This window comes from Streptomyces sp. JJ36 (assembly GCF_021696945.1).
GTDB lineage: Bacteria > Actinomycetota > Actinomycetes > Streptomycetales > Streptomycetaceae > Streptomyces.
On record NZ_JACYHE010000009.1, the window covers coordinates 99,143 to 122,257 of the forward strand.

The following is a 23,115-nucleotide window of genomic DNA, read 5'->3' on the forward strand; positions in this document are numbered from 1 at the left end:
CCGCTCATGACGTCGTTCCTGCAACAGCTCTTCAACGGTCTGGTCAGCGGCAGCTTCTACGCACTGCTCGCCCTCGGTCTCTCCGTGATCTTCGGCATGCTGCGGGTGGTGAACTTCGCCCACGGGGCGATCTACACCCTCGGCGCGTTCGGCGCGGTCGTCCTGGCCGACGTCGCGGGGCTCGGCTTCTGGTGGGCGCTGGTGCTGATCCCGCTCGCCCTCGTCCTCGCCGGGGCGCTGCTGGAGCGCCTGCTGATCCACCGGCTGATGGCCCTCGACCCGCTCTACAACTTCCTGCTCACCTTCGGCATCGCCCTGGTCTGCCAGGACCTGCTGCGCATGCGGTACGGGTCGCACTCCCAGCCGTACGAGCACGCGCCGTTCACCGGCATGCTGGACTTCGGGCTGTTCGACTTCCCCACGTACCAGGTCTTCGCCCTGGGGCTGTCGCTCGCGGTCTGTACGGGCGTGTGGCTGCTGCTGACCCGCACCCGGATCGGGACCATCGTCCGGGCCTCCACCGAGCGCCCCGAACTGACCCGGGCGTTCGGCATCGACACCGCCCGCTGGGTCACCCCCGTCTTCGGCTTCGGCGTCGGTCTGGCCGGCCTGGCCGGCGTCCTCGCCACCCCGATGCGCGCGGTCAACTCCGCCATGGGCGCCGACCTGATCGTCACGGTCTTCGCCGTCGTGGTCATCGGCGGGCTCGGCTCCGTCTTCGGCTCGGTGCTGGCCGGCTTCCTCATCGGCATGCTCCAGGCCCTCGGCAGCCTCTATCTGCCCACCCTCTCCCAGACCCTGGTCTTCCTGCTGATGGCCGTGGTCCTGCTGGTCCGCCCGGCGGGACTGTTCGGCAAGGAGGAAACAGCATGATCCTCGCCCTCGTCGACAAGCTGCAGCCGCACCCGGCCTGGGTCCGCTGGGGCCTGCTCACCACCGGCCTGCTCTTCGCCCTCGCCCTGCCCTGGACGCTGTACCCGCCGGTGGCCACCGACATCCTGTGCTGGGCGCTGTTCGCCGTCGCCTTCGACCTGCTGCTCGGCCACGCCGGGCAGCTCTCCTTCGGGCACGCCGCCTTCTGGGGCACCTCGGCCTACACCACCGGCCTCATCGCCATCCACAGCGGGCTGCCGTTCTTCGTCGCCGTGTTCGGCGGAGCCGTCGCCGCCGGGGTGCTCGCCCTGCCGATCGGCTATCTCGCGGTCCGCACCACCGGCATCTACTTCGCCATGGTCACCCTGGCCTTCGCGCAGATGGTGTACTTCATCGCCAACCAGTGGGGCAGCGTGACCGGCGGCGAGAACGGGCTCCAGGGCATCCCCCGCACCATGCCGGGCGCCGACCTGTCCGACCCGTTCCTCTACTACTACGCCGCCCTGCCCTTCATCCTGCTCGGCCTCTTCGCGGCCTGGCGGATCGTGCACTCGCCCTTCGGGAGGGTGATCGCCGGCGTGCGGGAGAACCCCGCACGGGTGCGGGCGCTGGGCTACTCCGCCGACCGGGGCAAGCTGGTGGTCTTCACCGTCTCCGCGTTCCTGTCCGGGCTCGCCGGCGGGCTGTACGCGATCAACCACGGCTTCGCCTCCCTGCAGGAGGTGTACTGGACCACCTCCGGGAAGGTCGTCGTCATGACCGTGCTGGGCGGCATCGGCACCCTCTGGGGCAGCGTGCTCGGTGCCGGCATCGTCGTCCGGCTCGAGGACTGGCTGTCCACCTCCGGGTTCGAGGCGACCCAGCTCGTCACGGGGTCGCTCTTCATCGTCGTGGTGCTGCTCTTCCGGCGGGGTCTGTGGGGCACCGTGCAGCACGCGCTGCGGGCTCGCCGCACGGCCGGGGCCCCGGAGCGGGAACCGCGCCGGGAGGAGGACCGCGAGGACCACGAAGACGCCGCGGAGCGCGTCCCGTCGTAGCCGCTCGTGGTCAGCCGTGCACGGCCTGCCGCCCGTGCACGGCCTGCCGCCCGTGCACGGTCTGCCGCCCGCGCGCAGGAGCGCCGCCACCGCGCGCAGGTGCCACGGACGTCTGTCGCCCGCCATACGGGCCGCCGCGCAGGCGCCGGGCCGCCGCCTGCGCGGCGGCCCGGCCGGGTCCACCGGCCGGAATCCCCGGCCTTCCGGGGCTGCGCACGCCGTACACTGGCCGCCGCACCGGTACACGCGATTCGAGGAGAGACAGGACCGTGACCGCCATCGTCGACGAGCTCAGGTGGCGTGGGCTGCTCGCCCAGTCCACCGACGAGGACGCCCTGCGCAAGGCCCTCGCGGATGGCCCCGTCACGTTCTATTGCGGCTTCGACCCGACCGCGGCCAGCCTGCACGTCGGTCACCTGGTGCAGGTGCTCACCCTGCGCCGGCTCCAGCAGGCCGGGCACCGGCCGCTGGCGCTGGTGGGCGGTGCGACCGGCCACATCGGCGACCCGCGGCCGACGGCCGAGCGCACCCTGAACGACCCGGAGGTCATCGCCGAGTGGGTGACCCGGCTGCGGGCGCAGATCGAGCCGTTCCTCTCCTTCGAGGGTGACAACGGGGCGGTCATGGTCAACAACCTGGACTGGACCGCGGGCCTGTCCGTGATCGAGTTCCTGCGGGACATCGGCAAGCACTTCCGGGTGAACAGGATGCTCACCAAGGACTCGGTCGCCCAGCGCCTCGCGTCCGACCAGGGCATCAGCTACACGGAGTTCAGCTACCAGCTCCTCCAGGCCATGGACTTCCTCCAGCTCTACCGGCGGTACGGCTGCACCCTCCAGACCGGCGGCAGCGACCAGTGGGGCAACCTCACGGCCGGGCTGGACCTGATCCACCGCCTGGAGCCGCACGCCGAGGTGCACGCCCTCGCCACGCCCCTGATGACGAAGGCGGACGGCACCAAGTTCGGCAAGACCGAGACGGGCACGCTCTGGCTCGACCCGGAGATGACCACGCCGTACGCGTTCTACCAGTTCTGGCTGAACACGGACGACCGGGACATCTCGCGCTACATGCGCATCCTCTCCTTCAAGTCCCGCGAGGAGCTGGAGGAGCTGGAGAAGGTGACGGAGGAGCGCCCGCAGGCCCGTACGGCGCAGCGTGCGCTCGCCGAGGAGCTGACCACGCTGGCGCACGGCGCCGACCAGTGCGCCGCCGTGATCGCCGCCTCGAAGGCGCTGTTCGGGCAGGGCGAGCTCGCCGCGCTCGACGAGGCGACGCTGGCCGCCGCGGTCTCCGAGCTGCCGTACGCCAAGGTGAGCGAGGTGGGCCTGGTCACCGACCTCTTCGCGGAGGTCGGCCTGGTGCCGAGCAAGTCCGCCGCCCGCCGCACCGTGAAGGAGGGCGGCGCCTACGTGAACAACGTGAAGGTGACCGCCGAGGACGCGGTGGCCACGGCCGGCGACCTGCTGCACGGGCGGTGGCTGGTGCTGCGCCGCGGCAAGAAGAACCTGGCGGCCATCGAGGTCACCGGAGCCTGACCTTCCGCACGGCTCGTCCGGAGCCCCGGTCACCCCGTGACCGGGGCTTCCGCGTCCCCGGTGGCATCCGCAGGCCGTACGGCGCGGGATCAGCGCTCGCGGTAGAGCTCCAGGGCGAGTGCGACGGCGGCGTGGGTGGCGGGGTGCGGGTCCTGGCCGCGCCAGATGAGATGGACGGGGACGGGGTCGGCGTCGCGCAGCGCGCGGTAGGTGATGCCGTCGCGGCGGTACTGGGCGGCGGTGGCCTGGGGCGTGAGGCCGACGCAGCGGCCGGTGGCGATGGCGGCGAGCCAGTCGTCGACGTCCTGGGTGTACTCGACGCCGGGCTGTGCGCCCTCGGGCCACAGGGCCGGCGTGGTGGTGCCGGTGCGGCGGTCGAGGGCGAGCGTACGGCCGGGCAGTTCGTCCAGCCGGATGCTGCGCCGGCGGGCCCAGGGGTCGTCGGAGGCGAGGGCGAGGCAGCGGGGCTCATGGCCGACGAGCGCGTGCGACCAGGGCCTGAGGTCGAGCGGGGCGCGGATGATCGCGAGGTCGCACAGCCCTTCGGCGAGGCCGCCGGTGGGCGTGTTGTGGCGGATGAGCCGGAGCTCCGTCCCGGGGTGGGCACGGCGCCAGCGGCGCTGGAACGCGGTGGTGTGGCGGCCGAAGGCGGACCAGGCGTGACCGATGTGCAGCCGGGCCCGGCCGGCGGACGCCTCGGCGACGAGGTCCTCGGCCCCGGAGAGCAGCAGGCGGGCACGGGCGAGGACCTGCCCGCCCGCGGGCGTCGGGGCGACGCTGCGGCTGGTGCGGTGCAGCAGCCGCACCCCGAGGAGCTTCTCCAGGGCGAGCAGGTTGCGCGAGACGGCGGCCTGGGAGATGCCGAGCTCCAGAGCCGCGTCGGTGAAGCTGCCGGTGTCGGCGATGGCGACCAGGCAGCGCAGGTGCTTCAGCTCCAGCCCGGCGGAGGGGTCACGGGAGTCGCCGCGACGGGTGTCCATGCGACCAGCGTACCGGCGTCCATACGCTCAGCGTATGGACGGCGCACGCATGCATTTTGCGCATCCGTGCCGGGGCCGGACCGTGGGCACATGGTGCTGGAGACCTCACGGGACGCCGCCGCGCATGTGCCCGCCGCCGACGCCGCTTCCCCCGGCCGCCGGGGCGGCGAACGCCTGGGCGGGGTGGCGCTGATGCTGGGCAGCGGGCTGTCCAACCAGTTCGGGGCGTCGGTGGCGGCGCTGGCCTTCCCGGTGATCGGGCCGGTGGGCGTGGTGGCGGTCCGCCAGTGGATGGCCGCCGGGGTGCTGTGGGCGGTCGGCAGGCCGCGGCTGCGGTCGTTCACCGCCGCGCAGTGGCGCCCGGTGCTGGGGCTGGCCCTGGTGTTCGCGGCGATGAACACCTCTCTCTACCAGGCCGTCGACCGCATCGGGCTCGGCCTGGCGGTCACCCTGGAGTTCCTCGGCCCGCTGACGGTGGCGCTCACCACCTCCCGCCGCCGGATCGACGCGCTGTGCGCGCTCGCCGCCGCGGGCGCGGTCGCGGTGCTCGCCCGCCCCTCGCCGTCCACCGACTACCTCGGCATCGGTCTGGCGCTGCTGGCCGCCGCGAGTTGGGGCTGCTACGTCCTGCTCAACCGCGCCGTCGGACGGCGCCTGCCCGGCCTGGAGGGCTCCGCCGCCGCCGCGGCCGTCTCCGGCGCCCTCTACCTCCCCGTCGGCGCCCTGGTGCTCTGGCACCATCCCCCGACCGCGGTCGCCCTCGCCTGTGCCCTGGCCGCCGGGGTGCTCTCCTCCGCGGTGCCGTTCCTCTCCGACCTGCTGGCCCTGCGGCGCGTCCCGGCGCACTTCTTCGGGGTGTTCATGAGCGTCAACCCGGTCTTCGCCGGGCTGGTCGGGATGCTCGTACTCGGCGAGCACCTGGACGCGCTCTCCTGGGCGGCCGTCCTGGTGATCGTCGCCGCCAACGCCGTCGTCGTCACCGCGCCGTACCCCGCCCGGTCCCGCTGACCGTGCGGCTCCGGCCGCCCCACGCGGGGCCCTTCAGACCTCGGCCACGTGCACGCGAGGGCCGCACAGCGTGCGGAGGTCACCGGGGTCCGAGGTCAGGACGGTCACAGGGGCGGGACCGAGCAGGGCGGCCAGCCCCTGCTGGCCGCCGGGCAACGGGACGGGTCCGCCCGAGTCCGCCGCCTGCCGTAGCAGCCAGGCGGCGAGCCGGGCCTCGGTGGGGAGCGTGGCGGTGGCCGCCCACCGTTCCTGCTGGCTGCGCGCCTGCTCGGCGAGGACGCGCAGGACGTGTCGTCGCACCGGGGCGGCGCCGTCCAGCAGCTCCAGGAACCGCTCGCGCGGCAGGCTCCGCACGAGGCAGGGGGATTCCGCGGTCAGCGTGGCGGTGTGGCCGCGGCCGTCGATCACGGCGACCTTGTCCAGCGCGCAGGGGCCCGCCCACTCCCCGAAGCGCACCTCCCGGCCGGTGGTCGTCGTGGCCGTGGCCGAGACCCGGCCGTGCAGCAGAAGCAGCAGGTGGGTGGCCGGGTCGCCGAACACCCGCAGCACCTCCCCCGGCCGGTGGCTCCGGCGGACGGAGCCCTCCCGCACGGCGCGCAGCCGCTCGTCCGGCAGTGCCGCGAGCAGGGGCACGGTCTTGAGCACGGATGTATCGCGTGATACGGAACCGCTCACGCCCCGACCGTACGGTCAGCCCATGCTGATCGTCGAACTCGCCTTCACCGAGACCCCGGAACGTCTCGCCGCCCGGCCGGCCCACCGCGCGGCCCTGACCCGGCTGCACGAGGAGGGCCGCCTGCTGGGCGCGGGGCCCTGGTCGGACGACTCCGGGGCCCTGCTGGTGTTCTGTGTCGGGCGCCCGGAGCTGGAGGCCCTCCTGGACGAGGACCCCTACTACCGGACGCCGGGCGTCGAGGTGACCGCTGTGCGTGAATGGTGGCCCGTGGTCGGGCCCTGAGCCGGCCGGTACGCCGGCGACCGCCGCGCCAGGGCCGGCGGCTCTCCTGGGCCGGTCTCAGACCTTGGCGATCTCGACGCCGGGTCCGCAGAGCAGACCGAGGTCCTCCGGATCGGAGGTGAGGACCGTGACGGGGCCGGGCGAGGCACGGGCCACGGCGGCCAGCACGGCGTCGATGGCGTAGCGGTGGCCGTGCAGGTGGTGCTCACGGAGCAGGGCGGTCGCCCGGTCCGCCGTCGCTCGTGTGACGTCGTGGACGTCGATGCGGGAGAGCACCCACCGGACGCGGGCGGGGTGGAGGCGAGCGTGGTCCGCTTCGATGGTGGTCAAGGCCGTGGTGGCCACGCGCACGCCTTCTTCCCGCGCGGCTTGGACGAGGGCCAGGGTGCGGCGGTCCTTGCGGTAGAGCGTCGACAGGCCCTCGCTGTCCAGGAGGAGGGTGCCCGCCATCAGGCGGCGGCCCCGTCCGTGCCGCGGTGATCGTGCCGTAGCAGCGCGCGGGCTGTCTCCACCTCCTCCCGGGAGAGCGGATCATGGTCGGTCTCGAAGTCGGTGACGAGTTCCCGCAGCTTGTCCATGGCCACCCGGTGCTCCAGGGCCTCGGCCACATAGGCGGAGAAGCCGCCGGGGCCGACCTGCGCGCGAACGGTCTCGGCGAGGTCCTCGGGGAGACTGATCGAGTACTTCTTACTACCTGCCATGGTCCTCATCCTACCGCTGGTGGCAACTCGGGGCGGAGTGGCATGTGCGCGGCACCGTGCGGGCGGCCACGGGCCGGGCGCCGTCCGGAGCCCGGCCCGTGACCGATGCGGTCAGGCCCGGCGGCCGGGCAGCTCCGCGCGCACCGTGCGGGCGGCGGCGACCAGGTTCTCCAGCGACGCCCGGGTCTCCGGCCAGCCGCGGGTCTTCAGGCCGCAGTCCGGGTTGACCCACAGCCGCTCGGCGGGGAGGGCCTCCAGCCCCTTGCGCAGCAGGGCGGTGATCTCCTCCGGGCCGGGGACGCGCGGCGCGTGGATGTCGTACACGCCCGGCCCGGCCTCCCGCGGGTAGCCGTGTCCGGCCAGCTCGTGCGCGATCCGCATGTGCGACCGGGCGGCCTCCAGGCTGATCACGTCGGCGTCGATGTCCTCGATGGCCTGGATGATGTCGCCGAACTCGGCGTAGCACATGTGGGTGTGGATCTGGGTCTCCGGGCGCACCCCGGCCGTGGTGAGGCGGAACGCCTCGGTGGCCCAGGCGAGATAGGCGTCCCGGGCCTCGGCCCGCAGCGGCAGGGTCTCGCGCAGCGCCGGCTCGTCCACCTGGATGACGGAGGTGCCCGCCGCCTCCAGGTCCGCCACCTCGTCGCGCAGCGCGAGGGCGACCTGCCGGGCGGTGTCCCCGAGCGGCTGGTCGTCGCGGACGAAGGACCAGGCCAGCATGGTGACCGGCCCCGTCAGCATGCCCTTCACCGGCCGCTCCGTCTGCGCCTGCGCGTACGCCGTCCAGCGCACCGTCATCGGCCCGGGCCGGGAGACGTCGCCGGCCAGGATCGGCGGGCGGACGTACCGGGTGCCGTACGACTGCACCCAGCCGTGCCGGGTGGCGAGGTAGCCGGAGAGCTGCTCGGCGAAGTACTGCACCATGTCGTTCCGCTCGGGCTCGCCGTGCACCAGGACGTCCAGGCCCGCCTGCTCCTGGAAGCCGAGGACGTCCCGGATCTCGGCCTCGATCCGCTCCTCGTACTGCCCGGTGCCGATCCGTCCGGCCCGCAGGTCGGCGCGGGCCGTCCGCAGCGCGGGGGTCTGCGGGAACGAGCCGATGGTGGTGGTCGGCAGCAGCGGGAGGCCGAGCCGGGCGCGCTGGGCCGCGGCGCGTTCGGCGTACGGCTGCGCGCGCCGGGCGTCCGCGGCGGTCACGGCGGCCGCGCGGGTGCGTACGGTCGGGGCGCGGGTGAGTGACGAGGCCGCGCGGGAGGCCAGGTCGGCGCGGTTGGCGGCGAGTTCGGCGGCGATGGCGCCGGTGCCCTCCGCCAGGCCCCTGGCGAGGGTGACCAGCTCCGCGGTCTTCTGCCGGGCGAAGGCCAGCCAGCGCAGCACCTCGGGGTCGATGTCGTGCTCGGCGCGGGCGTCCAGCGGCACGTGCAGCAGCGAGCAGGAGGCGGAGACGTCGACCCGGTCGGCGAGGCCCAGCAGGGTGCCGAGGGTGGACAGCGACCGCTCCAGGTCGTTGATCCAGACGTTCCGCCCGTCGACCACGCCGGCGACCAATCGCTTTCCGGGCAGCCCGCCGGCGGCGGCGAGCGCGTCCAGGTTCGCGGCGGCGGCCCCGGTGAAGTCCACGGCCAGCCCCTCGACCGGGGTCCTGGCCAGCACGGGGAGGGCGTCACCGAGGCGGTCGAAGTAGGAGGCGACCAGCAGCCGGGGGCGGTCGGTGAGCGCGCCGAGCTCCCGGTAGGCGCGGGAGGCCGCGTTCAGCTCCGCCGGGGTGCGGTCCTCGACCAGGGCGGGCTCGTCGAGCTGCACCCACCCGGCGCCCGCGGCCCGCAGGTCGGCGAGCACCTCGGCGTAGACCGGCAGCAGCCGGTCGAGCAGGGTCAACGGCTCGAAGTCCTCGGCGACGCCGGGGGCGGGCTTGGCGAGCAGCAGGTAGGTGACGGGGCCCACCAGGACCGGCCGGGCGGTGTGCCCGAGCGTCAGCGCCTCCCGCAGCTCCGCGACCTGCTTGCCGGAGTCGGCGGTGAAGACGGTGTCCGGGCCCAGTTCCGGCACCAGATAGTGGTAGTTGGTGTCGAACCACTTGGTCATCTCCAGCGGCGCCACCGCGTGCGTGCCGCGGGCCATCGCGAAGTAGCCCTCCAGGGCGTCGGCCGCCACCGCCGCGCGGTGCCGCTCCGGGACCGCGCCGACCATCACGCTGGTGTCGAGCATGTGGTCGTAGTACGAGAAGTCGCCGGTCGGGACCTCGTCGATACCGGCCTCGGCGAGCTGCCGCCAGACCGAGCGGCGCAGGTCCTTCGCCGTCTCCCGGAGGGCGCCGGCGGTGACGCGGCCCTTCCAGTACCCCTCGACGGCCTTCTTCAGCTCCCGGTCCGGCCCCTGCCGGGGGTAGCCGTACACGGTGGCCCGTGCTGCCGCGGCTGCGGACTTCGCTGTCACGGAACTCTCCTTCGCGAGTCGTCTGCACGTCCCGGGGACCGGGACGAGGGCGCGAAGGGGTGGGGGTACCAGGGGATCCCGGGTGGCATGTGTACGCCGTGTGGCGCGCATGCACCGGTCCGTTCTGGTGGTACGCCGACCCGCCCTCGAGGTCACCGGGACAACCGCACGCGGAATCGTCCGCGCACGGGCGACGGGCAGGTCTTCGGACTCGCGGGCACGCCTGCCGGTCTCCCGGCGGGCACCTACTGGCCGTCGCTTCCCAGACCCTGCGGTCCAGTGCGTGTGACGGCGGTCGTTCCCGCTCACCGCTGCGGGGCAGTCCCGGATTCGCACCGGGTTCCCTCTCACGTCGCACCCGCCTGGCGGACGGGGCGAACCAGTCGCCTTCCCAGACTAGACGGACCGGGTCGCGCCGGGACAGGGCGCCGGGGGCTCAGGCGTCGCGGAGCGTCGTGAGGAAGGCGGACCAGGCGGCCCGGGGGATGAGGAGGGCGGGGCCCTCGGGGCGCTTGCTGTCGCGTACGGGGACGCCCTCCGGGTGGCCGTCCACCACCTCCAGGCAGCTTCCGCCGTCGCTGTTGCTGTACGACGACCGGCGCCAGTCGTAGCCACTCCCCATAGATGTTGCTCACCGTCAGCTCCCGTGTGACAGGCGCTTCGTCACGCCGAATCCCCTGGTCAGCGTAGACCGAGCCCTCTCACTCTGTGAGGGAATCGCTACACAGCGGTCATGCGCGTTGCCGCGCGATCCCCCTTCTCTGCGAACGGAGCTGATCCCGTGCTGCCTTCTCTCCTCCGCCTGTGCGAGCCGCTGTTCCGGCGGTGGTGGCCCGGTTCGGGGCGTCACCGGGCGGCGTCCTCCGTTCGTCCGCCCTGCGTGAAGCCGCCGCTGCCGGAAGCGGAGCGGGCCCCGGCCCGGCCTCCCCGGCACGGTGCCGGGGTGGTGCGGGGCGAGGACACGGTTCTCGTCCGCCCGTACCTGGTCGCCCACGAGCGGGAGGAGGAGGCCCGGCTGCGGCGGGCCCGGCGGCGTGCGCTGTGGCTCGCCGTGCACGGTGTCGACGTCGGGCCTCGGCTGATCCACGGCGTGGAGGTGACGGCGTGACGGACCGCGTGCCGGACCGGGTGGTGGACGAGCCCGGTGAGCCGGCGAGGTTGCTGCCGTGGTGCCGTCCGGACGGGAAGCCCTGCTACCTGGTCGGTGACGGCACCGGGTACCTCTCGCGGGTGGCGGACAACATCGAGAGCGTCCAGCTCGGCATGGCCGACGACCTCCTGGGTCATGTCTCCGACCTGCTTGCGGACCGGCGGGCGACACCCGAGCAGTTGCGGTACGCCGTTGCGCGGCTGGCCGAGTCGCTGCGGGACGTGCACCGGGTCGCGCGGAGCAGGGGCGACCGGCTGCTCGCCCGGGACGGACCGCGCCGCGAGGGCACAGGCACGTGACTCTCCCGGCCCGGGGCCGGGAGAGTCACGGTCGGGGTCAGAGGCCGGGGCGGGTCTCGTAGCGCGGGCCCATGTCGGGGCTGTCGGTGCCCTGGAGCTCGGTGACCAGGCCGTGCTCGGTGGTCAGGTCGTGCAGCAGGGTGCGGGTCTCGTCCTGGGGCAGCCCGGCGTCACGCGCCAGCTCCTGGAGGTGGACCCCCTCGCCGCCGTGCGACCGCTCGGCGTCGGTGAGCACGCGGAAGACCCGTTCGTGCTGCTCGGTGTAGCCGGGGCGGCCGCGCCCGCGGTAGGTGGGCTCTTCCGTGCCGCCGCCCGCGGCGCCGGCCCGGGAGCCGCCGGACGTCTCCTGCCGGTGGGGGCCCTGCTTCTTGCCCTCGTGCAGGTGGGCCGTCTTCTCCTGGTGGCTGAGGGAGCTGGTGTCCGGCACATGGGTCCGCTGCCGCGAGGCCCCGGTGGTGGCCTTCCGCTCGGAGGCGGTCTCGCCGGCCCGTGCGGCCTCGTGGGCGGCGGCCCGCTTCTGGTCCTCGTCGCCCTCGATCTTCTTGCGCGTCATGGGGCTGTCCTCCCTCGGTGATCGGCTGGGCCGTGCGGCCGGGAGGGGCCGGCCGCGGGGGCTCCGGGCGCGCGTCCGGCGCGCCCGTCCGGGGTCACCGGTCGAGCTCCTCCTCGATCGGGGTCCTGGGCACCTCGCGGAGGTGCTGTGACTGCCCCGGTTTGCCGCCCAGCCGCGCCTGCTGTGCGCGCTGCGCGGCGGTGTGCGGGATGTCCGAGTCCGGTTCGGTGCGTACCGAGCGGGCCACGTCCTGGCGGTTGCCGTACTCCTCCGGCGGGATGCCGCGCAGAGCCGTCAGCACCTCCTCGGAGGCGCCTTCCCGCTCCGCCTCGCGGAGCAGCTGCTCCTTGTCCGCGGGGAAGTCGACGTTCTGCAGGGCGCCCAGCACCTCGTCGACATCGGTGTGCGCCATGGGTTACTCCCTGCGTGCGCTTGGCTTGCTTGGCTTCCTAGCAGGTCGGCGGGTACCCGGGGGTGTCCGCGGCCATGCCCGCCGGGGCGCCGGGGCGACCGGCCCGGGCAACCTCCGCCAGGAGGAGCGGGGCGGTCACGCTCCGTGGGCGGCCGCCCGGCGGAGCAGCTCCGGCGGGACCGCGTGGGCCGTACGGCCGCCGGGGCCGGTGGTGGTGACGGCGGCGCAGAGCGCGTTGAGCACCGCCTCCTCGACGGCCTCCAGGGTCGCGGCGAAGAGCGGGTCGAGGTGCGCGTCGGGGAGCGGGGCCGGGGCGGTGCCGCGCACCGGGCGGGCGGTGCTGAGGGCGAGGGCGTAGTCGCCGCTGCCGTGGGCGAAGGCGGCGCCGACGCGGGCCAGCGCGAAGACGGCGCGGCGGGCGATCCGGGTGAGCCGCCGGGAGTCCAGCGGGGCGTCCGTCGCCACGACCAGCATGCAGGAGCCGTCCTCGCCGGAGGACGTGCGCACGGCGCCCGGGGTGCCCGGGCCGGCCGGGGGAACGACGGGCGTCCCGCCGGTCCGGAGCGTCCCGCCGAAATTGGCCTGCACCAGCACTCCGAGCGTGACCGGCGCCGCGCACTCCGGCGTCACGCGCCGGGAGGCGGTGCCGATCCCCGCCTTGAAGCCCAGCGCACAGGTGCCGGTCCCGGCGCCCACACAGCCTTCGGCCACCGGGCCGTCCGTCGCGCCGCGCAGCGCGGCGCGCACGTGCTCCCCGCGGACCGGCCGGGACCGGATGTCGGAGAGCAGGCCGTCGTTGCACTCGCCGACGACCGGGTTGAAGGAGCGCACCCCGGTGCAGTCCGGCCGCTCCAGCATCCAGTCGACCAGGGCGTCGGCCGCGCGGAAGGCGGAGAGGGTGGAGGTGAGCACGACCGGCGACTCCAGCTCGCCGAGCTCGGCGAGCTGGGTGGCGCCGATCAGCTTGCCGTAGCCGTTCCCGGCGTGGAGCCCGGCCGGCAGGCGCCCGCCGGGTACCGGCCCCACGCCGTCCGGGACGATCGCGGTCACCCCCGTGTGCACGTCCGGTGGACGCAGCAGCGTGGTGTGGCCGACAGCGACGCCCGGCACGTCGGTGAGCGCGTTGTACGGGCCCGGGGTGCCGCCCGGCGGTACCAGGCCGAGCTCCCGGGCGCGGGGCGCCCGGTGGCCGCCCGGCTCCGTCCGCCGTACCGGCCCGCCGTCCTCGCCCGGTGGCTGCCCGTGGGCGCCGGGGGCCTCCGGCGTATCCGCGGCCCGTGTCCGCCCACCGGACCTCTCCGGCTGTGCCGGCCGCCCCTCCGCCATGCGCCGCTCCCTTCCGCCGCCCCGCTCCCGGACCGGCGCGGGGAGCGGTCAGCATCTCACCCGCCGGGGGCCCGGTCGTGCCGGTCCTGCGGGGCGTCCGGTGCGTCCGGGTCGTCGCGGGCGGCCCGGTACACCAGGTCGTGCCGCAGGCGGCGGGCCCGGCGCTGCCCGGCCGGGCCCGCCTCGGTGATGTCCAGGAACACGTTGTCGACGTCCGGCCAGTGCCGGGTGATCTCCTGCTTGATGCGTACGGCGGCCTCCTCGACGTCCTCGCTGTCGGTGCCGGGCACCAGGTCGACGCGGGCGGCCAGCAGCGCCGAGTGCTGGCCGATCCGCATGGTCAGCAGGTCGGTGATGGCGTCGATCTCCGGCTGCCGCTCCAGGAAGGCGTGCACCTCCTGCTGGAGGCCGGGCGGCACGGCCTCGCCCACGAGCTGGTCCCGGGCGTCCCGCCCCAGCCGGTAGGCGACGTAGATCAGCAGGGCGCTGATGCCCAGCGAGGCCGCGGCCTCCCACAGGTTGCTGCCGGTGATCAGGTGCAGGGCGATGCCGGTGAGGGCGAGCAGCACGCCGGTGACGGCGGCGCCGTCCTCGCCCAGCACGGTACGCAGGGCCGGGTCGTCGCTGTGCCGGAACTGGCGGCGGAAGGGGCGGCCCGCGGCGCGTGCCTCGTGCCGTACCTGCCGCAGCGCCTTCGCCAGCGAGACGCCCTCCGCGATCCCCGCACCGACCAGCACGGCCAGCGCCACCACATAGCCGCCGGCGGGTTCCGGCGCCGGCACGCGCACGGCCTGGACGGCCTGGTAGAAGGAGAAGCAGCCGCCCATCACGAAGATCCCGACCGCCGCGAGCAGCGACCAGAAGAACCGCTCCTTGCCGTAGCCGAACGGGTGCCGGGCGTCGGGCCGGCGCCGGCTCCGGCGCAGCGAGGCGAGCAGGAAGAGTTCGTTGAGGCTGTCGGCGACGGAGTGTGCGGCCTCCGAGAGCAGCGCCGCGGACCCGCTGACGACGCCGCCGGCCACCTTGGCCGCGGCGATCACCAGGTTGGCGCCGAGCGCGAGGTGGACGGTGCCGCGGGTCTCGCCGTCCCGGTCGGTGCCGCTGCCGCGGGGAGGTGCCGGTCCGGGCCCTTCCGCCGGCCCTTCCCCGGGGGCCGCGGCGGACGTGTCGTCCCGGGGAGCGGGGTGCCGGGGCGCGGTCTCCCCGGCCTGCCCGGGCTGCCCGGACTCTTCGGGCCGGGTGTCCTCCCCGGCGGGTGGGCGGTGCTGGTCGCCGGCCATGCGGGCTCCCGTTCTCCTTCGTCTCTCGAAATGCCGGTCCGCCGGTCCGTGGCCCGGCGCCGCGCCGCCCGGTCGCCGGAGCGCGGACGACAGAACCCACCGGTGCGGCGGGCCGTCCGGTCCACCGGGTTCCGCCGTCCGGGTACCCGTCCGGCGGTGTGACTCTCCTGCCGCCGGCCCCCGGCGTCACCGGCCTCCGAAGGATCGCCGGGCGCCCCCGGACGGCGTCCGCGCGCGAGTGTCAGTGCCCGGTGGGACGCTGGTTCGTGTCAGGGATCTCCGAAGGGAACACATCATGATCACCACTGATTTCGCCCTGGGCTCACCCTGCTGGATCGACCTCGGCGTACCCGACTCGGCCACGGCCAAGTCCTTCTACGGCGCGGTCCTCGGCTGGACCTTCCAGCCCTTCGGCTCCGGGGAGGAGGAGTTCGGCTCCTTCCAGGTCGACGGCAAGACCGTCGCCGCCCTCGGCCCGCTCACGGAGGAGGGCGCCCGTTCCGCCTGGATGATCTACTTCCGGACGGCCGACGCCGAGGCGGCGGCCCGTGCGGTGCGGGAGGCCGGGGGGACGGTCCGGGTGGAGCCGTTCGACATCGACGACTACGGGCGGATGGCGCAGTTCAGCGACCCGCAGGGCGGTCAGTTCGCGGTCTGGCAGCCGGGGAAGAGCCCGGGTCTGGAGGCGGTCGACGAGCCGGGCAGCCTGATGTGGGTGGAGCTCTACACCACCGACGCCGCCGCGGCGAAGGGCTTCTACGGCGGCCTGCTCGGCTGGGACTTCCAGGACATGCCGATGCCGGGCGACGGCGGGACCTACACCCTGCTCGGTCCGGCCGGTGCGGGGCAGGAGCGCCAGCACGGCGGGCTGATGGAGATGCCCGCCGCGGACCTCACCCCCACCGGCGGGCGGCCGTACTGGCACCCGGTCTTCCACACCACGGACGCCGACGCCGCCCTGGCCAAGGTGACGGAGCACGGTGGCAGTGTGCAGATGGGGCCGGCGGACATGGAGGGCGTCGGGCGCCTCGCCGTCTGCACGGACCCGTTCGGCGCGGACTTCGTGCTGCTGAAGCCCGTGGACATGTGAGCCGCACGCCCCGGCGCCCTCGGGCGGCCCGCCCGCCCGGGGCCGGTCCACCGGGAGAGTTCCGTCCCGCCCGAGGAGCCCTCCGGCTCCGCTCGCGGGGCCAATTGGGCGCGGCCTGACCGCTGACGGCTCCAACGAGCCTGACGGCCCGTCGGCCGGTGTCCCACCCCCGAACGTTCGTATATCGGAGGCATATTCGCGCTGAGGCGATGCAAACACCTGTTCATGGCCCGGAGATCGTGGTTAGGCTCTCGCCCGGTCACCACCCACCGGTCCGGAGGCCCTTGCATGGACGACGCCATGAACACGGTGTTCACCGAAGTCGAGGAAGTGCGGAAGGAGCTGGGGGAGCGCTCCGGCTTCCGCGACGAGCGGACGCTGAGCGAGCTGGCCCGGCGGATCGAGAAGACGAGCGCGCTCCGCCGGCAGCCCGTCGCCGAGGCGTTCCTGGAGGACCTCCGGTCGTACGCCCCGGGCCGGCGGCTGGACGCCACCAAGGCACACATCAACGGCCGCCGCGACGGCCACATCTTCTCCCTCTTCGACGCGCGGTACTTCCCCGACCTCTCCCTGGACTACCTCACCTACGAGGAGCTGCCCGCCGACCCGCACCTCGTCGAGCGGTACGCCAGCCCCACCATGCCGGTGGTGCTCACCGGCCGCACCTCCGGCTTCGCCTCCCGGGTGGTGGTCGCGCTCTTCCCCGAGAACCACCTCGACGGCATCCAGCGCCCGGACGACCTGATCTTCTACTTCATCGACAAGTTCGTGGAGCGTCACAACCGCATCACCCGCCGGATGATCGAGGCGGTGATGGCGGAGGGCAGCTTCCCGCGTCTCCACGGCGCCTCCGACGACGTGGTCCGGCAGGCCTCCTCCTGGTGGGTGCGGCTGCACGAATACCACCACCGGCAGGGCGACATGCCCATCCCGGACTTCCTGCCTGCCAAGAAGTACAAGCCGCTGGCCGGGCTGGAGGAGCTGCGGGTCGACGTCTCCGCGATGCTCGCCCTGCTGCACGACCCCGCGCTGCCCCGGGAGGAGGCGCTCACCGCCTACGAGTACATCCTGGCCGAGCGCCTGCTCCGGTACGCCGTCGAGGGCATCCCCCGTCCCAACTACGACGCGGTCGCCTCCCAGCTCCTCTTCGGCTACCTGGAGCGGCACGAGGGCATCCGGGTCCGGGACGCCACGATCGCCCTCGCCCCGGACATCCCCTCCGTCCTCGCCGCCTTCCTCGGCGAGATCCAGCGCATCGAGGCCCGCATCCACACCGAGCCGGTGGAGGCGGTGCGGAAGCGGCTGCTGGAGTTCACCAACGCGTACACCGACTACGACCCCGTAGCGCGCGATTACCGGTACGTGCCCTTCTTCGCCGAGGTCAAGCAGCGACTCGGCGTCTAGCCCCGGGAGTGGAGAACCGTGACCGTCACCGCAGCAACGCCCCTGAGCCCCCTGCCGGACGCCGTGCGCCGGGAACTGGACGCCCGGGTGGACCGGGAGATCGACAAGGCGCGCCTCCGGCGGGCCGACAACCGCTTCTTCGCCGCCGCCCGGCACACCGAGACGGTCTCCCCCGAGGCCGGCCACGCGGTGGCCGTGTGGTGGCGGGAGATGACGCGGAGCTTCATGTTCACCACCCTCGCCGGACTGGGGGTGATGGCCCGGGAGTTCGCCGCCGACCGCCGCGCGGAGGTGGACCGCGAGCTGCTGGGCGCCTTCCAGACGGTCTACCAGGTCATCGGCGACGACCTGGACAACGCCGCCCCCGAGTTCCGTGCGGTCGCACCGGAGGGCCCCGCCGGCATCCACTACGTGTGGTGGGACGACACCATCGTGGCGCCGCTCGCCGCCCGGGTGGACGAGGCCGAGCGAGCGGCCGCCGCCGAGCTGCCCGCGCCGGTGCGGGAGCTGCTGGCGTACATGGACCGGCTCGCGGCCTCCTCGCTGGGCGCCGCCGTGCAGCTCCGGGTGGTGGAGACCATCGCGCTGGACATCGCGGTCGGCTTCCGCCGGATGTACGGGAAGGTGCTGGTCGACGGTGAGCGGCTGTTCGACCGCAACGAGCAGTTCGCCTGGATCGACGCCCACATCAAGGCGGAGACGGTGCACGCGGCCCAGGTCAGCGACGACGAGACGGGCATGACCGGGCTGGTCACCGACGCGGACCGGGGCGAGGAGTTCATCGGCCTGGTCGAGGAGTACGCCCGGCGCTGGTCCGCGGCGCTGGAGTGCTTCGCCGACCGGCTGGACGCCGCCACGGCCGCCGCCTGACCGGGGGCCGCCGCGCGTGGAGATACAGGACCGGTACGGGCTGACGCTCGCCCTCGTGGACCCCGGGGAGCTGGCGTCCGAGCCCTGGCTCCGCACCGGCCGCCGCCTCGACGTCGTACGGGTGCCGGACCCGCCCGCCGGGCGGTGGGAGGAGCTGGCCGCACGCGGCTTTGTCCGCAAGCCCGGCCTGCTCACCTGGGTCGCCGAGCCGGCCCCGGACGAGGAGACGCACCTCCGCACCCTCAGCCGCCTGGCGCGCCGGAACCTCCGGGCCGCCCGGCGCCGGGCGGCGGAGGCGGGCCTGCGGGAGACGGTGGAGGACCCGGTCACGCCCGGCACGCTCGACCGGTTCCTCGCCCTCTACAAGGAGCGGGTGGCCGAGATGCGGTTCGGCGTCCCCTTCGCGCTGGACCACCGGGACGCCGTGCTGCACGGGCCGCGCCGCTTCTTCGGGGTCTTCGCCCATGAGGGGGAGGAGCTGGCCGGCGGGGTGCTGGCCCTGGAGTGCCCGGCGGCCGGTGCCCTGGTCCTCCGGTTCTCCGCGGTGAGCGCGGCCTGGCGGCGGCACAGCCTGGCCCGCGTCCTCTACTTCTCCGCTCTCCGGGAGGGCCGGGCCCGTGGCTGCACCCGGGCCACCCTCGGCAACGAGCCGAACCTGCTCGGCCACCTCACCGAGCCCGGTCTGCTCCAGTTCAAGACGGCGCTCGGCTTCCGGCCGGTGCCCTCGCACGCCTTCGGCGACCCGCACGCGACGGACGAGGCGGACCTGGTGCTCCGGGTGGGGGCGCCGGGGCTGAGCGATCCCACGGTGATGCTCGGGTACGCCGCCGCGGAGCGCGGTGCCCCGCTCGCGGCGCACCTGGTCTCCGCGGACCCCGCTCCGCCCCTGGCCACCCGTGGGCCCCTGCCGCTCCTCGGGGGCGTCACCGTCCACGCGCCGGTGTTCACGGCCCCGCAGCGGTGAGGGCACCGCCGCTCGGCGGCCGGGTCAGGGGAGGGCGGCCGGGAGGCGGGCGCAGCGACGGCAGGCGCGGGCCGACGGCGCCACCACGGCGTGCGCCACGACTGCCAGCCCGCCCGCCGCCGCCAGCGGCAGTCCCTCGGCGGACGGCAGCGCGGCGAGGCCGAGCGCCGGCGCGGCCAGCGCCATGCCCAGCGCCGTGGCCCTGCCGGTCCAGGCGACGGCCAGCGGCAGCCACCGCGGTACGGGCCACCGGCGGGCGAGGCCGCCGGTGGCGGCCAGCGCGGCACCGGCCGGGAGCGCCGCGGCGGCGGCGAGCACCGCCGGCAACCCCTGCGGCCAGGGCCCGCCGTGCCCGGCGGCCCGCACCAGCAGGCCGCAGGCGAGCAGGAAGAGCGGGGCGGTGAGCGCGACGATCCGCGCGGTGCGGCGGGCCTGAGCGAGCGTCAGCTCCCGCTGGCAGCCCGGCAGCAGCTCCTCCGGCGTGCCGAACTCCCGCACCGCCTCCCGCGCGGCGCGGTCCGCGGGCACCCCCTCGCGGACCAGGGCGTCCACGGTGTCCGTGAGCCCGTCGCGCAGCTCCCGCAGCAGTCGCGCCCTGGCCCGGGCCGGGCCGTGCAGCCCGGCCTCCAGGGCGGCCATCCGGCGCTCGACCGGGTCCTCCGCCGGGTCGCCCGCATGGCCCGGGCCAGGCTGCCTCCGCTGGGCGCGGAGGGCGTCCTGCGGCCGGACCGCTCCGGCGCCCGGCGCTCCCGTCCCGCCGGGCGCAACGCCGGTGCCGTCGCCGCCCGGGCCCGCGACGGGCGCTCCGCGGGGCGTCGCCGCACCCGTCCGCGGGGCCGGCCACCGGCGCCCGAAGGCCCTCATGTCGCCCGCCCCGGGGAGGGCGCCGGGTTCAGCACCGCGCCGATCGCCGTGGTGAACTCCTGCCACGCCGACCGCTCGCCGGCCAGCGCGCGCCGCCCGGCGTCGGTCAGCTCGTAGCAGCGGCGTCGCCGCTCGCCCACCGACTGCCAGCTGCTGCGCAGCAGTCCGAGGCGCTCCAGCCGGTTCAGCGCCGGATAGATGGTGCCGGTGCGCAGCTCCAGCACGCCGCCGCTGCGCTCCTGGACCGCGGCGATGATCGCGTATCCGTGCAGCGGGCCGGTCTCCAGCACGGCCAGCAGCAGTCCGTCGAGGTGCCCGCGCACCGCGTCCGTCTTCATGGGTAGGCAGCCTACACATGGGAGGGTAGGCGTGCTATCTCTTGGCTGCCAATGTATTCCGGCCGGAAGGGCCCGCGATGACGAAGCTGTTGCTGTCCGTGCATGTCCTGGCGGCGATCCTGGTGTTGGGGCCGATCGCCGTCGCGGCCTCGCTCTTCCCGCGGTACGCCCGGCGGGCGGGGGCCGGCGGGCCCGGGGGCGCCGGACCGCAGACCGGCGTCCTCCCGCTGCTGCACCGGATCTGCCGCGGCTATGCGGTCGCCGGGGTCGCCGTCCCGGTCTTCGGGATCGCCACCGGCGCCCGGCTCGGCGTCCTCACCGACGCCTGGCTGGTCGCCTCGTTGCTCCTGACCGCGCTCGCGGCGGCCCTGCTGGTGCTCCGCATCCTCCCCGCCCAGGAACGGCTGCTGGCCCTCGCCGGCGAGCCCGCGGACGGCGCCGCGGACCCGCGCCCCCCGCTCGCGGCGCGCCTGGCCGGGCTCACCGGGGCCTTCAACCTCCTCTGGGCGATCGTCGTGGTGCTGATGATCGTCCGGCCCGGCTCGACGACGGGGGCGTGAGACATGCGGGTGCTCCGGACCGCCGCCGCAGCGGAGGCCGTCACGCTGGCGGTGCTGCTGGCCAACCTGCTCACCGTGCACGCCGAGTGGGTCTCCTCGCTCGTCGGCCCGCTGCACGGCACGGCCTGTCTGCTGGCCGTCGCCACCGCCCGCCCGGAGGGGACGGACGGTCCCTGGCCGGCCCGGTGGCGGGCGCTGATCCCCGGCGTCGGCGGGCTGCTCGCGCTGCGATGGCTACGGACCCGCGCCACGGCCTCCGACCGGTGAGGCCCCACCGGGCCCTCAGGCCACGGGTGGCGTGGCGGGCGGGAGGCGCTCCGGGTCGCCCCCGAGCAGGGCGGGCTGCACCAGGGTGGTGATCTCGTGCGGCGTCCCCGGCTCGATCGCGCTCACCTCGTCCAGCCGCCGTAGCTGCTCCGGGTCGAGGGTGACGTCGAGCGCGGCCAGGCAGTCGTCGAGCTGCCCGACGCTGCGCGGGCCGAGCACGGGGACGTACGCCGTGTGCGCCCGGGCCGCCCGCGCCCGCAGCCAGGCCAGGGAGACCCGGGTGGGCGGCACGCCGGACTCCTCCGCGACCTCCCGTACGGTGGTGACGATCGCGGCGATGCGGTCGGTGTCGTTCCGCGGGTGCCGGCGGTTCTCGTCGCTGACCCAGCCGGCCTCGGTACGCCGGTACTTGCCGGTGAGCAGCCCTCCGCCGAGCGGCGACCAGAGCGCGGCGCCGAGGCCCAGCGCCTCGGCCATGGGCAGCAGTTCGCGCTCGGCGGTGCGGTTGACCAGGTTGTGCTCGGTCTGGATGCCGACGAGCGGGGTCCAGCCGCGCAGTTCCGCCATGGTGGCGGCGCGGGCGACCCGCCAGGCCGGGAAGTTGGAGAGCCCGGCGTAGAGGATCTTGCCGCTGCGCACCAGGTGGTCGAGGCCGGCCAGGATCTCCTCGGTGGGGGTGAGGGCGTCGGGGAAGTGGGCCCAGTAGAGGTCGATGTGGTCGGTGCCGAGCCGGCGCAGGCTCTCCTCCACCGAACGGATCATGTTCTTGCGGCTGTTGCCGGTGTCCGAGACCCGGGGCCGGGTGGCGGCGCTGTTGGTGTACTTGGTGGAGAGCACGAAGTGGTCCCGGTCGGCGGCGACGAACTCGCCGACCAGCCGCTCCGCCTCCCCGAACTGGGCGCTGTCGGCGGTGTCCACCAGTGTGCCCCCGGCCTCGGCGAAGCGGTCGAAGACCTTACGGGCCTCCGCGCGCCCGGCGCCGTCGCCGCGGCGGCCCCACAGCAGCCGGGCGGCGTCCGGGTCGCCGCGCACGCCGGTACCGAAGTTGGAGGTGCCGAGCGCCAGTTCGGAGACCCGTAGTCCCGTGCGGCGGCCGAAGGCGGTGTAACGCATGCGTCTCCTCTGTCGGGGACCCTCTCCGGAGTGCGCGGTGGCGGCCGGTCCCGGGGCGCCGCCGCGCACGCCGCTCACCCTGTGGCCGTGTGCTTCTCCACCCAGGTGTACACGCCGTCCAGCACCTGCCGGTGCTGCTCGGCGCCGAGGATGCCCAGGAAGCCGGGCACCTCGTTCACCTCGAGGACCACATAGCCCCCCGCGTGCGGCAGGATGTCCAGCCCGGCCAGACTGAGGCCGACGGCGCGTGCCGCCCGTACGGCGAGGCCGGTCAGCTCGGCGGGCGCGTCCAGCCGCTCGAAGCTGGCGCCCTCCAGGGTCTTGCAGCGCCAGGTGCCGGGCCGGGGCAGCTTGAGGATGTTGATGGGGGTGGCGTCGCCCGCGACGGTGATGCGGAACTCGCCGCCGGAGGTCGGATAGAAGGGCTGGCAGAGCAGCGTCGGCGTGCGGCGCAGCAGCTCCTCCGCGAGGTCCTTCTCGGCGCCGAAGTCCGCGATGCGTTCCACGTCCGTGCCCGCGAAGCCGTGCGAGGGCTTGAGGATGACCTCGCCCCACTCGGCGCAGGCCGCCTCCACCTCGGTGAGCGAGGAGACCGAGCGCACCGGCGGGGTGGGCAGCCCGGCGGCGGTGAGCGCCTGGGCGGTGCGGAACTTGCTGCACGAGGTGAGCCAGGCGTCCAGCGGGTCGAAGAGCCGCAGCCCCGGCACGTTGCTCAGCATCCCGAGTCGCTCGACGCGCTCCTGGGAGCCCTCGCCGAAGACCCGGGAGCGGTTGATGAGGGCGTCGAAGGACTCGGCCGGCTCCCCCTTCACCAGGACCTGCGTGCCGCCGCCCGGGCCGGGCCGGAACTCCACCTCGTCCAGCGTGGCGAAGGAGGTCTCGTGCCCGCGTTCCCGGCCGTGGTCCACCAGCCGGAAGCCGTCCGGGTCGATGCCGGAGTAGTCCCAGCCGAGCACGCCGATCTTCACGTCGCCTCCCACACAGGTCTGGTCCCGGACAGCCGGGCCGCCCCGGCGGGCGGCGTCGTGGTGCGCCGCGCACGGCGCGGAACCGGACGCGAGCGCAGCGTGGCCGTGTCCGGAGGGGGAAGTCAA

General features: G+C 74.7%; 27 protein-coding genes and 1 riboswitch. Of the genes, 13 read left to right on the forward strand and 14 right to left on the reverse strand.

From position 1 onward, the window contains the following. Positions 1-6 precede the first annotated feature (6 nt). The 3 genes from HOY81_RS05960 to tyrS all read left to right on the forward strand — a co-directional run bounded on the left by HOY81_RS05960 (position 7) and on the right by tyrS (position 3,448). Positions 7-873: a branched-chain amino acid ABC transporter permease gene (locus tag HOY81_RS05960; protein ID WP_237318945.1), complete on the forward strand. Its 867-nt coding sequence runs from the start codon at positions 7-9 to the stop codon at positions 871-873. Next, positions 870-1,910 (forward strand): branched-chain amino acid ABC transporter permease, encoded by a 1,041-nt coding sequence (locus HOY81_RS05965; RefSeq protein WP_237318947.1) that lies wholly within the window; start codon positions 870-872, stop codon positions 1,908-1,910. Before HOY81_RS05960 ends, HOY81_RS05965 begins: the two co-directional genes overlap by 4 nt. A gap of 269 nt (positions 1,911-2,179) precedes the next feature. After that, the gene (gene tyrS / locus HOY81_RS05970; protein ID WP_237318949.1) at positions 2,180-3,448 is read left to right on the forward strand and encodes a tyrosine--tRNA ligase; all 1,269 of its coding nucleotides are present in this window, start codon (positions 2,180-2,182) and stop codon (positions 3,446-3,448) included. A gap of 89 nt (positions 3,449-3,537) precedes the next feature. Here the strand turns inward: tyrS and HOY81_RS05975 are convergent, their stop codons facing one another. Continuing rightward, the gene (locus HOY81_RS05975) at positions 3,538-4,428 is read right to left on the reverse strand and encodes a LysR family transcriptional regulator (protein WP_237318951.1); all 891 of its coding nucleotides are present in this window, start codon (positions 4,426-4,428) and stop codon (positions 3,538-3,540) included. A gap of 96 nt (positions 4,429-4,524) precedes the next feature. On the opposite strand from HOY81_RS05975, the gene HOY81_RS05980 reads away from it, so the two are divergent. Continuing rightward, the gene (locus HOY81_RS05980) at positions 4,525-5,436 is read left to right on the forward strand and encodes a DMT family transporter (RefSeq protein ID WP_237319029.1); all 912 of its coding nucleotides are present in this window, start codon (positions 4,525-4,527) and stop codon (positions 5,434-5,436) included. A 33-nt stretch (positions 5,437-5,469) separates the two neighbouring features. Here the strand turns inward: HOY81_RS05980 and HOY81_RS05985 are convergent, their stop codons facing one another. Next, complete coding sequence (locus HOY81_RS05985) at positions 5,470-6,111, reverse strand: Crp/Fnr family transcriptional regulator (protein WP_237318953.1); 642 nt, start codon at positions 6,109-6,111, stop codon at positions 5,470-5,472. Between the two features lie 22 nt (positions 6,112-6,133). Between HOY81_RS05985 and HOY81_RS05990 the strand changes: the two genes are divergently transcribed. Continuing rightward, on the forward strand, positions 6,134-6,394 hold the full coding sequence (locus HOY81_RS05990; RefSeq protein ID WP_237318955.1) for a YciI family protein: 261 nt from the start codon (positions 6,134-6,136) through the stop codon (positions 6,392-6,394). 57 nt (positions 6,395-6,451) lie between these two features. Here the strand turns inward: HOY81_RS05990 and HOY81_RS05995 are convergent, their stop codons facing one another. The 4 genes from HOY81_RS05995 to HOY81_RS06010 form a co-directional block, all read right to left on the reverse strand. Further along, on the reverse strand, positions 6,452-6,844 hold the full coding sequence (locus HOY81_RS05995; protein WP_237318957.1) for a DNA-binding protein: 393 nt from the start codon (positions 6,842-6,844) through the stop codon (positions 6,452-6,454). Then, positions 6,844-7,095, reverse strand: coding sequence for a hypothetical protein (locus tag HOY81_RS06000; protein WP_237318959.1), 252 nt, complete (start codon positions 7,093-7,095; stop codon positions 6,844-6,846). The genes HOY81_RS05995 and HOY81_RS06000 overlap by 1 nt, the downstream gene beginning before the upstream one ends. Positions 7,096-7,206: 111 nt before the next feature. After that, a complete protein-coding gene (gene metE, locus HOY81_RS06005) occupies positions 7,207-9,531 on the reverse strand; it encodes a 5-methyltetrahydropteroyltriglutamate--homocysteine S-methyltransferase (RefSeq protein WP_237318961.1) in 2,325 nt (774 codons plus the stop codon). A 178-nt stretch (positions 9,532-9,709) separates the two neighbouring features. Continuing rightward, a riboswitch (cobalamin riboswitch) is annotated at positions 9,710-9,930 on the reverse strand. A 37-nt stretch (positions 9,931-9,967) separates the two neighbouring features. Next, positions 9,968-10,153: a DUF397 domain-containing protein gene (locus tag HOY81_RS06010; protein ID WP_237318963.1), complete on the reverse strand. Its 186-nt coding sequence runs from the start codon at positions 10,151-10,153 to the stop codon at positions 9,968-9,970. A gap of 321 nt (positions 10,154-10,474) precedes the next feature. On the opposite strand from HOY81_RS06010, the gene HOY81_RS27560 reads away from it, so the two are divergent. Further along, positions 10,475-10,639 (forward strand): hypothetical protein, encoded by a 165-nt coding sequence (locus tag HOY81_RS27560; protein WP_306423450.1) that lies wholly within the window; start codon positions 10,475-10,477, stop codon positions 10,637-10,639. Then, positions 10,636-10,980 (forward strand): hypothetical protein, encoded by a 345-nt coding sequence (locus HOY81_RS06020; protein WP_237318967.1) that lies wholly within the window; start codon positions 10,636-10,638, stop codon positions 10,978-10,980. Before HOY81_RS27560 ends, HOY81_RS06020 begins: the two co-directional genes overlap by 4 nt. A 37-nt stretch (positions 10,981-11,017) precedes the next feature. On the opposite strand, the gene HOY81_RS06025 is transcribed toward HOY81_RS06020, so the two are convergent. The 4 genes from HOY81_RS06025 to HOY81_RS06040 all read right to left on the reverse strand — a co-directional run bounded on the left by HOY81_RS06025 (position 11,018) and on the right by HOY81_RS06040 (position 14,551). After that, on the reverse strand, positions 11,018-11,533 hold the full coding sequence (locus HOY81_RS06025; protein ID WP_237318970.1) for a hypothetical protein: 516 nt from the start codon (positions 11,531-11,533) through the stop codon (positions 11,018-11,020). Positions 11,534-11,627: 94 nt separating this feature from the next. Beyond that, complete coding sequence (locus HOY81_RS06030; RefSeq protein ID WP_237318972.1) at positions 11,628-11,945, reverse strand: DUF2795 domain-containing protein; 318 nt, start codon at positions 11,943-11,945, stop codon at positions 11,628-11,630. A gap of 135 nt (positions 11,946-12,080) precedes the next feature. Then, positions 12,081-13,271 carry a P1 family peptidase gene (locus tag HOY81_RS06035; RefSeq protein ID WP_237318974.1) on the reverse strand — a complete coding sequence of 397 codons (1,191 nt, stop codon included), beginning with the start codon at positions 13,269-13,271 and terminating at the stop codon, positions 12,081-12,083. 56 nt (positions 13,272-13,327) lie between these two features. Further along, a complete protein-coding gene (locus tag HOY81_RS06040; protein WP_237318976.1) occupies positions 13,328-14,551 on the reverse strand; it encodes a cation diffusion facilitator family transporter in 1,224 nt (407 codons plus the stop codon). A gap of 295 nt (positions 14,552-14,846) precedes the next feature. Here HOY81_RS06040 and HOY81_RS06045 point away from each other — a divergent pair, with 295 nt between their 5' ends. The 4 genes from HOY81_RS06045 (at position 14,847) to HOY81_RS06060 (ending at position 18,879) form a co-directional block, all read left to right on the forward strand. Next, entirely contained in the window at positions 14,847-15,641 is a 795-nt protein-coding gene (locus HOY81_RS06045; protein WP_237318977.1) for a VOC family protein, read from the forward strand. 288 nt (positions 15,642-15,929) lie between these two features. Continuing rightward, positions 15,930-17,045, forward strand: coding sequence for a DUF6421 family protein (locus HOY81_RS06050; RefSeq protein ID WP_237318979.1), 1,116 nt, complete (start codon positions 15,930-15,932; stop codon positions 17,043-17,045). Positions 17,046-17,063: 18 nt separating this feature from the next. Beyond that, on the forward strand, positions 17,064-17,915 hold the full coding sequence (locus HOY81_RS06055; protein ID WP_237318981.1) for a DUF6202 family protein: 852 nt from the start codon (positions 17,064-17,066) through the stop codon (positions 17,913-17,915). A 16-nt stretch (positions 17,916-17,931) separates the two neighbouring features. Continuing rightward, positions 17,932-18,879 carry a GNAT family N-acetyltransferase gene (locus HOY81_RS06060; protein ID WP_237318983.1) on the forward strand — a complete coding sequence of 316 codons (948 nt, stop codon included), beginning with the start codon at positions 17,932-17,934 and terminating at the stop codon, positions 18,877-18,879. A gap of 24 nt (positions 18,880-18,903) precedes the next feature. Here HOY81_RS06060 and HOY81_RS06065 read toward each other — a convergent pair whose 3' ends face one another. Both HOY81_RS06065 and HOY81_RS06070 read right to left on the reverse strand, forming a co-directional pair. Further along, positions 18,904-19,518: a permease prefix domain 1-containing protein gene (locus HOY81_RS06065; RefSeq protein WP_237318985.1), complete on the reverse strand. Its 615-nt coding sequence runs from the start codon at positions 19,516-19,518 to the stop codon at positions 18,904-18,906. Positions 19,519-19,739: 221 nt separating this feature from the next. Next, a complete protein-coding gene (locus HOY81_RS06070; RefSeq protein ID WP_237318987.1) occupies positions 19,740-20,081 on the reverse strand; it encodes a PadR family transcriptional regulator in 342 nt (113 codons plus the stop codon). Positions 20,082-20,158: 77 nt separating this feature from the next. On the opposite strand from HOY81_RS06070, the gene HOY81_RS06075 reads away from it, so the two are divergent. Together HOY81_RS06075 and HOY81_RS06080 are read left to right on the forward strand one after the other, a co-directional pair. Beyond that, complete coding sequence (locus HOY81_RS06075; RefSeq protein ID WP_237318989.1) at positions 20,159-20,641, forward strand: hypothetical protein; 483 nt, start codon at positions 20,159-20,161, stop codon at positions 20,639-20,641. 3 nt (positions 20,642-20,644) lie between these two features. After that, entirely contained in the window at positions 20,645-20,908 is a 264-nt protein-coding gene (locus HOY81_RS06080) for a hypothetical protein (RefSeq protein WP_237318991.1), read from the forward strand. A gap of 15 nt (positions 20,909-20,923) precedes the next feature. Here the strand turns inward: HOY81_RS06080 and HOY81_RS06085 are convergent, their stop codons facing one another. Continuing rightward, on the reverse strand, positions 20,924-22,021 hold the full coding sequence (locus HOY81_RS06085; protein ID WP_237318993.1) for an aldo/keto reductase: 1,098 nt from the start codon (positions 22,019-22,021) through the stop codon (positions 20,924-20,926). Positions 22,022-22,095: 74 nt separating this feature from the next. Continuing rightward, positions 22,096-22,989 carry a RimK family alpha-L-glutamate ligase gene (locus HOY81_RS06090; RefSeq protein ID WP_237318995.1) on the reverse strand — a complete coding sequence of 298 codons (894 nt, stop codon included), beginning with the start codon at positions 22,987-22,989 and terminating at the stop codon, positions 22,096-22,098. Positions 22,990-23,115 lie beyond the last annotated feature (126 nt).

Coding starts and splice junctions, on each gene's coding strand:
- HOY81_RS05990 (WP_237318955.1), top strand. CDS start 6,134: ATGCTGATCGTCGAACTCGCCTTCACCGAGACCCCGGAACGTCTCGCC.
- HOY81_RS05975 (WP_237318951.1), bottom strand. CDS start 4,428: ATGGACACCCGTCGCGGCGACTCCCGTGACCCCTCCGCCGGGCTGGAG.
- HOY81_RS06010 (WP_237318963.1), bottom strand. CDS start 10,153: ATGGGGAGTGGCTACGACTGGCGCCGGTCGTCGTACAGCAACAGCGAC.
- HOY81_RS06035 (WP_237318974.1), bottom strand. CDS start 13,271: ATGGCGGAGGGGCGGCCGGCACAGCCGGAGAGGTCCGGTGGGCGGACA.
- HOY81_RS06070 (WP_237318987.1), bottom strand. CDS start 20,081: ATGAAGACGGACGCGGTGCGCGGGCACCTCGACGGACTGCTGCTGGCC.
- HOY81_RS06065 (WP_237318985.1), bottom strand. CDS start 19,518: ATGGCCGCCCTGGAGGCCGGGCTGCACGGCCCGGCCCGGGCCAGGGCG.
- HOY81_RS05960 (WP_237318945.1), top strand. CDS start 7: ATGACGTCGTTCCTGCAACAGCTCTTCAACGGTCTGGTCAGCGGCAGC.
- HOY81_RS05995 (WP_237318957.1), bottom strand. CDS start 6,844: ATGGCGGGCACCCTCCTCCTGGACAGCGAGGGCCTGTCGACGCTCTAC.
- HOY81_RS06085 (WP_237318993.1), bottom strand. CDS start 22,021: ATGCGTTACACCGCCTTCGGCCGCCGCACGGGACTACGGGTCTCCGAA.
- HOY81_RS06075 (WP_237318989.1), top strand. CDS start 20,159: ATGACGAAGCTGTTGCTGTCCGTGCATGTCCTGGCGGCGATCCTGGTG.
- HOY81_RS06050 (WP_237318979.1), top strand. CDS start 15,930: ATGGACGACGCCATGAACACGGTGTTCACCGAAGTCGAGGAAGTGCGG.
- HOY81_RS06040 (WP_237318976.1), bottom strand. CDS start 14,551: ATGGCCGGCGACCAGCACCGCCCACCCGCCGGGGAGGACACCCGGCCC.
- HOY81_RS06000 (WP_237318959.1), bottom strand. CDS start 7,095: ATGGCAGGTAGTAAGAAGTACTCGATCAGTCTCCCCGAGGACCTCGCC.
- HOY81_RS06080 (WP_237318991.1), top strand. CDS start 20,645: ATGCGGGTGCTCCGGACCGCCGCCGCAGCGGAGGCCGTCACGCTGGCG.
- HOY81_RS06030 (WP_237318972.1), bottom strand. CDS start 11,945: ATGGCGCACACCGATGTCGACGAGGTGCTGGGCGCCCTGCAGAACGTC.
- HOY81_RS06045 (WP_237318977.1), top strand. CDS start 14,847: ATGATCACCACTGATTTCGCCCTGGGCTCACCCTGCTGGATCGACCTC.
- HOY81_RS06025 (WP_237318970.1), bottom strand. CDS start 11,533: ATGACGCGCAAGAAGATCGAGGGCGACGAGGACCAGAAGCGGGCCGCC.
- HOY81_RS05965 (WP_237318947.1), top strand. CDS start 870: ATGATCCTCGCCCTCGTCGACAAGCTGCAGCCGCACCCGGCCTGGGTC.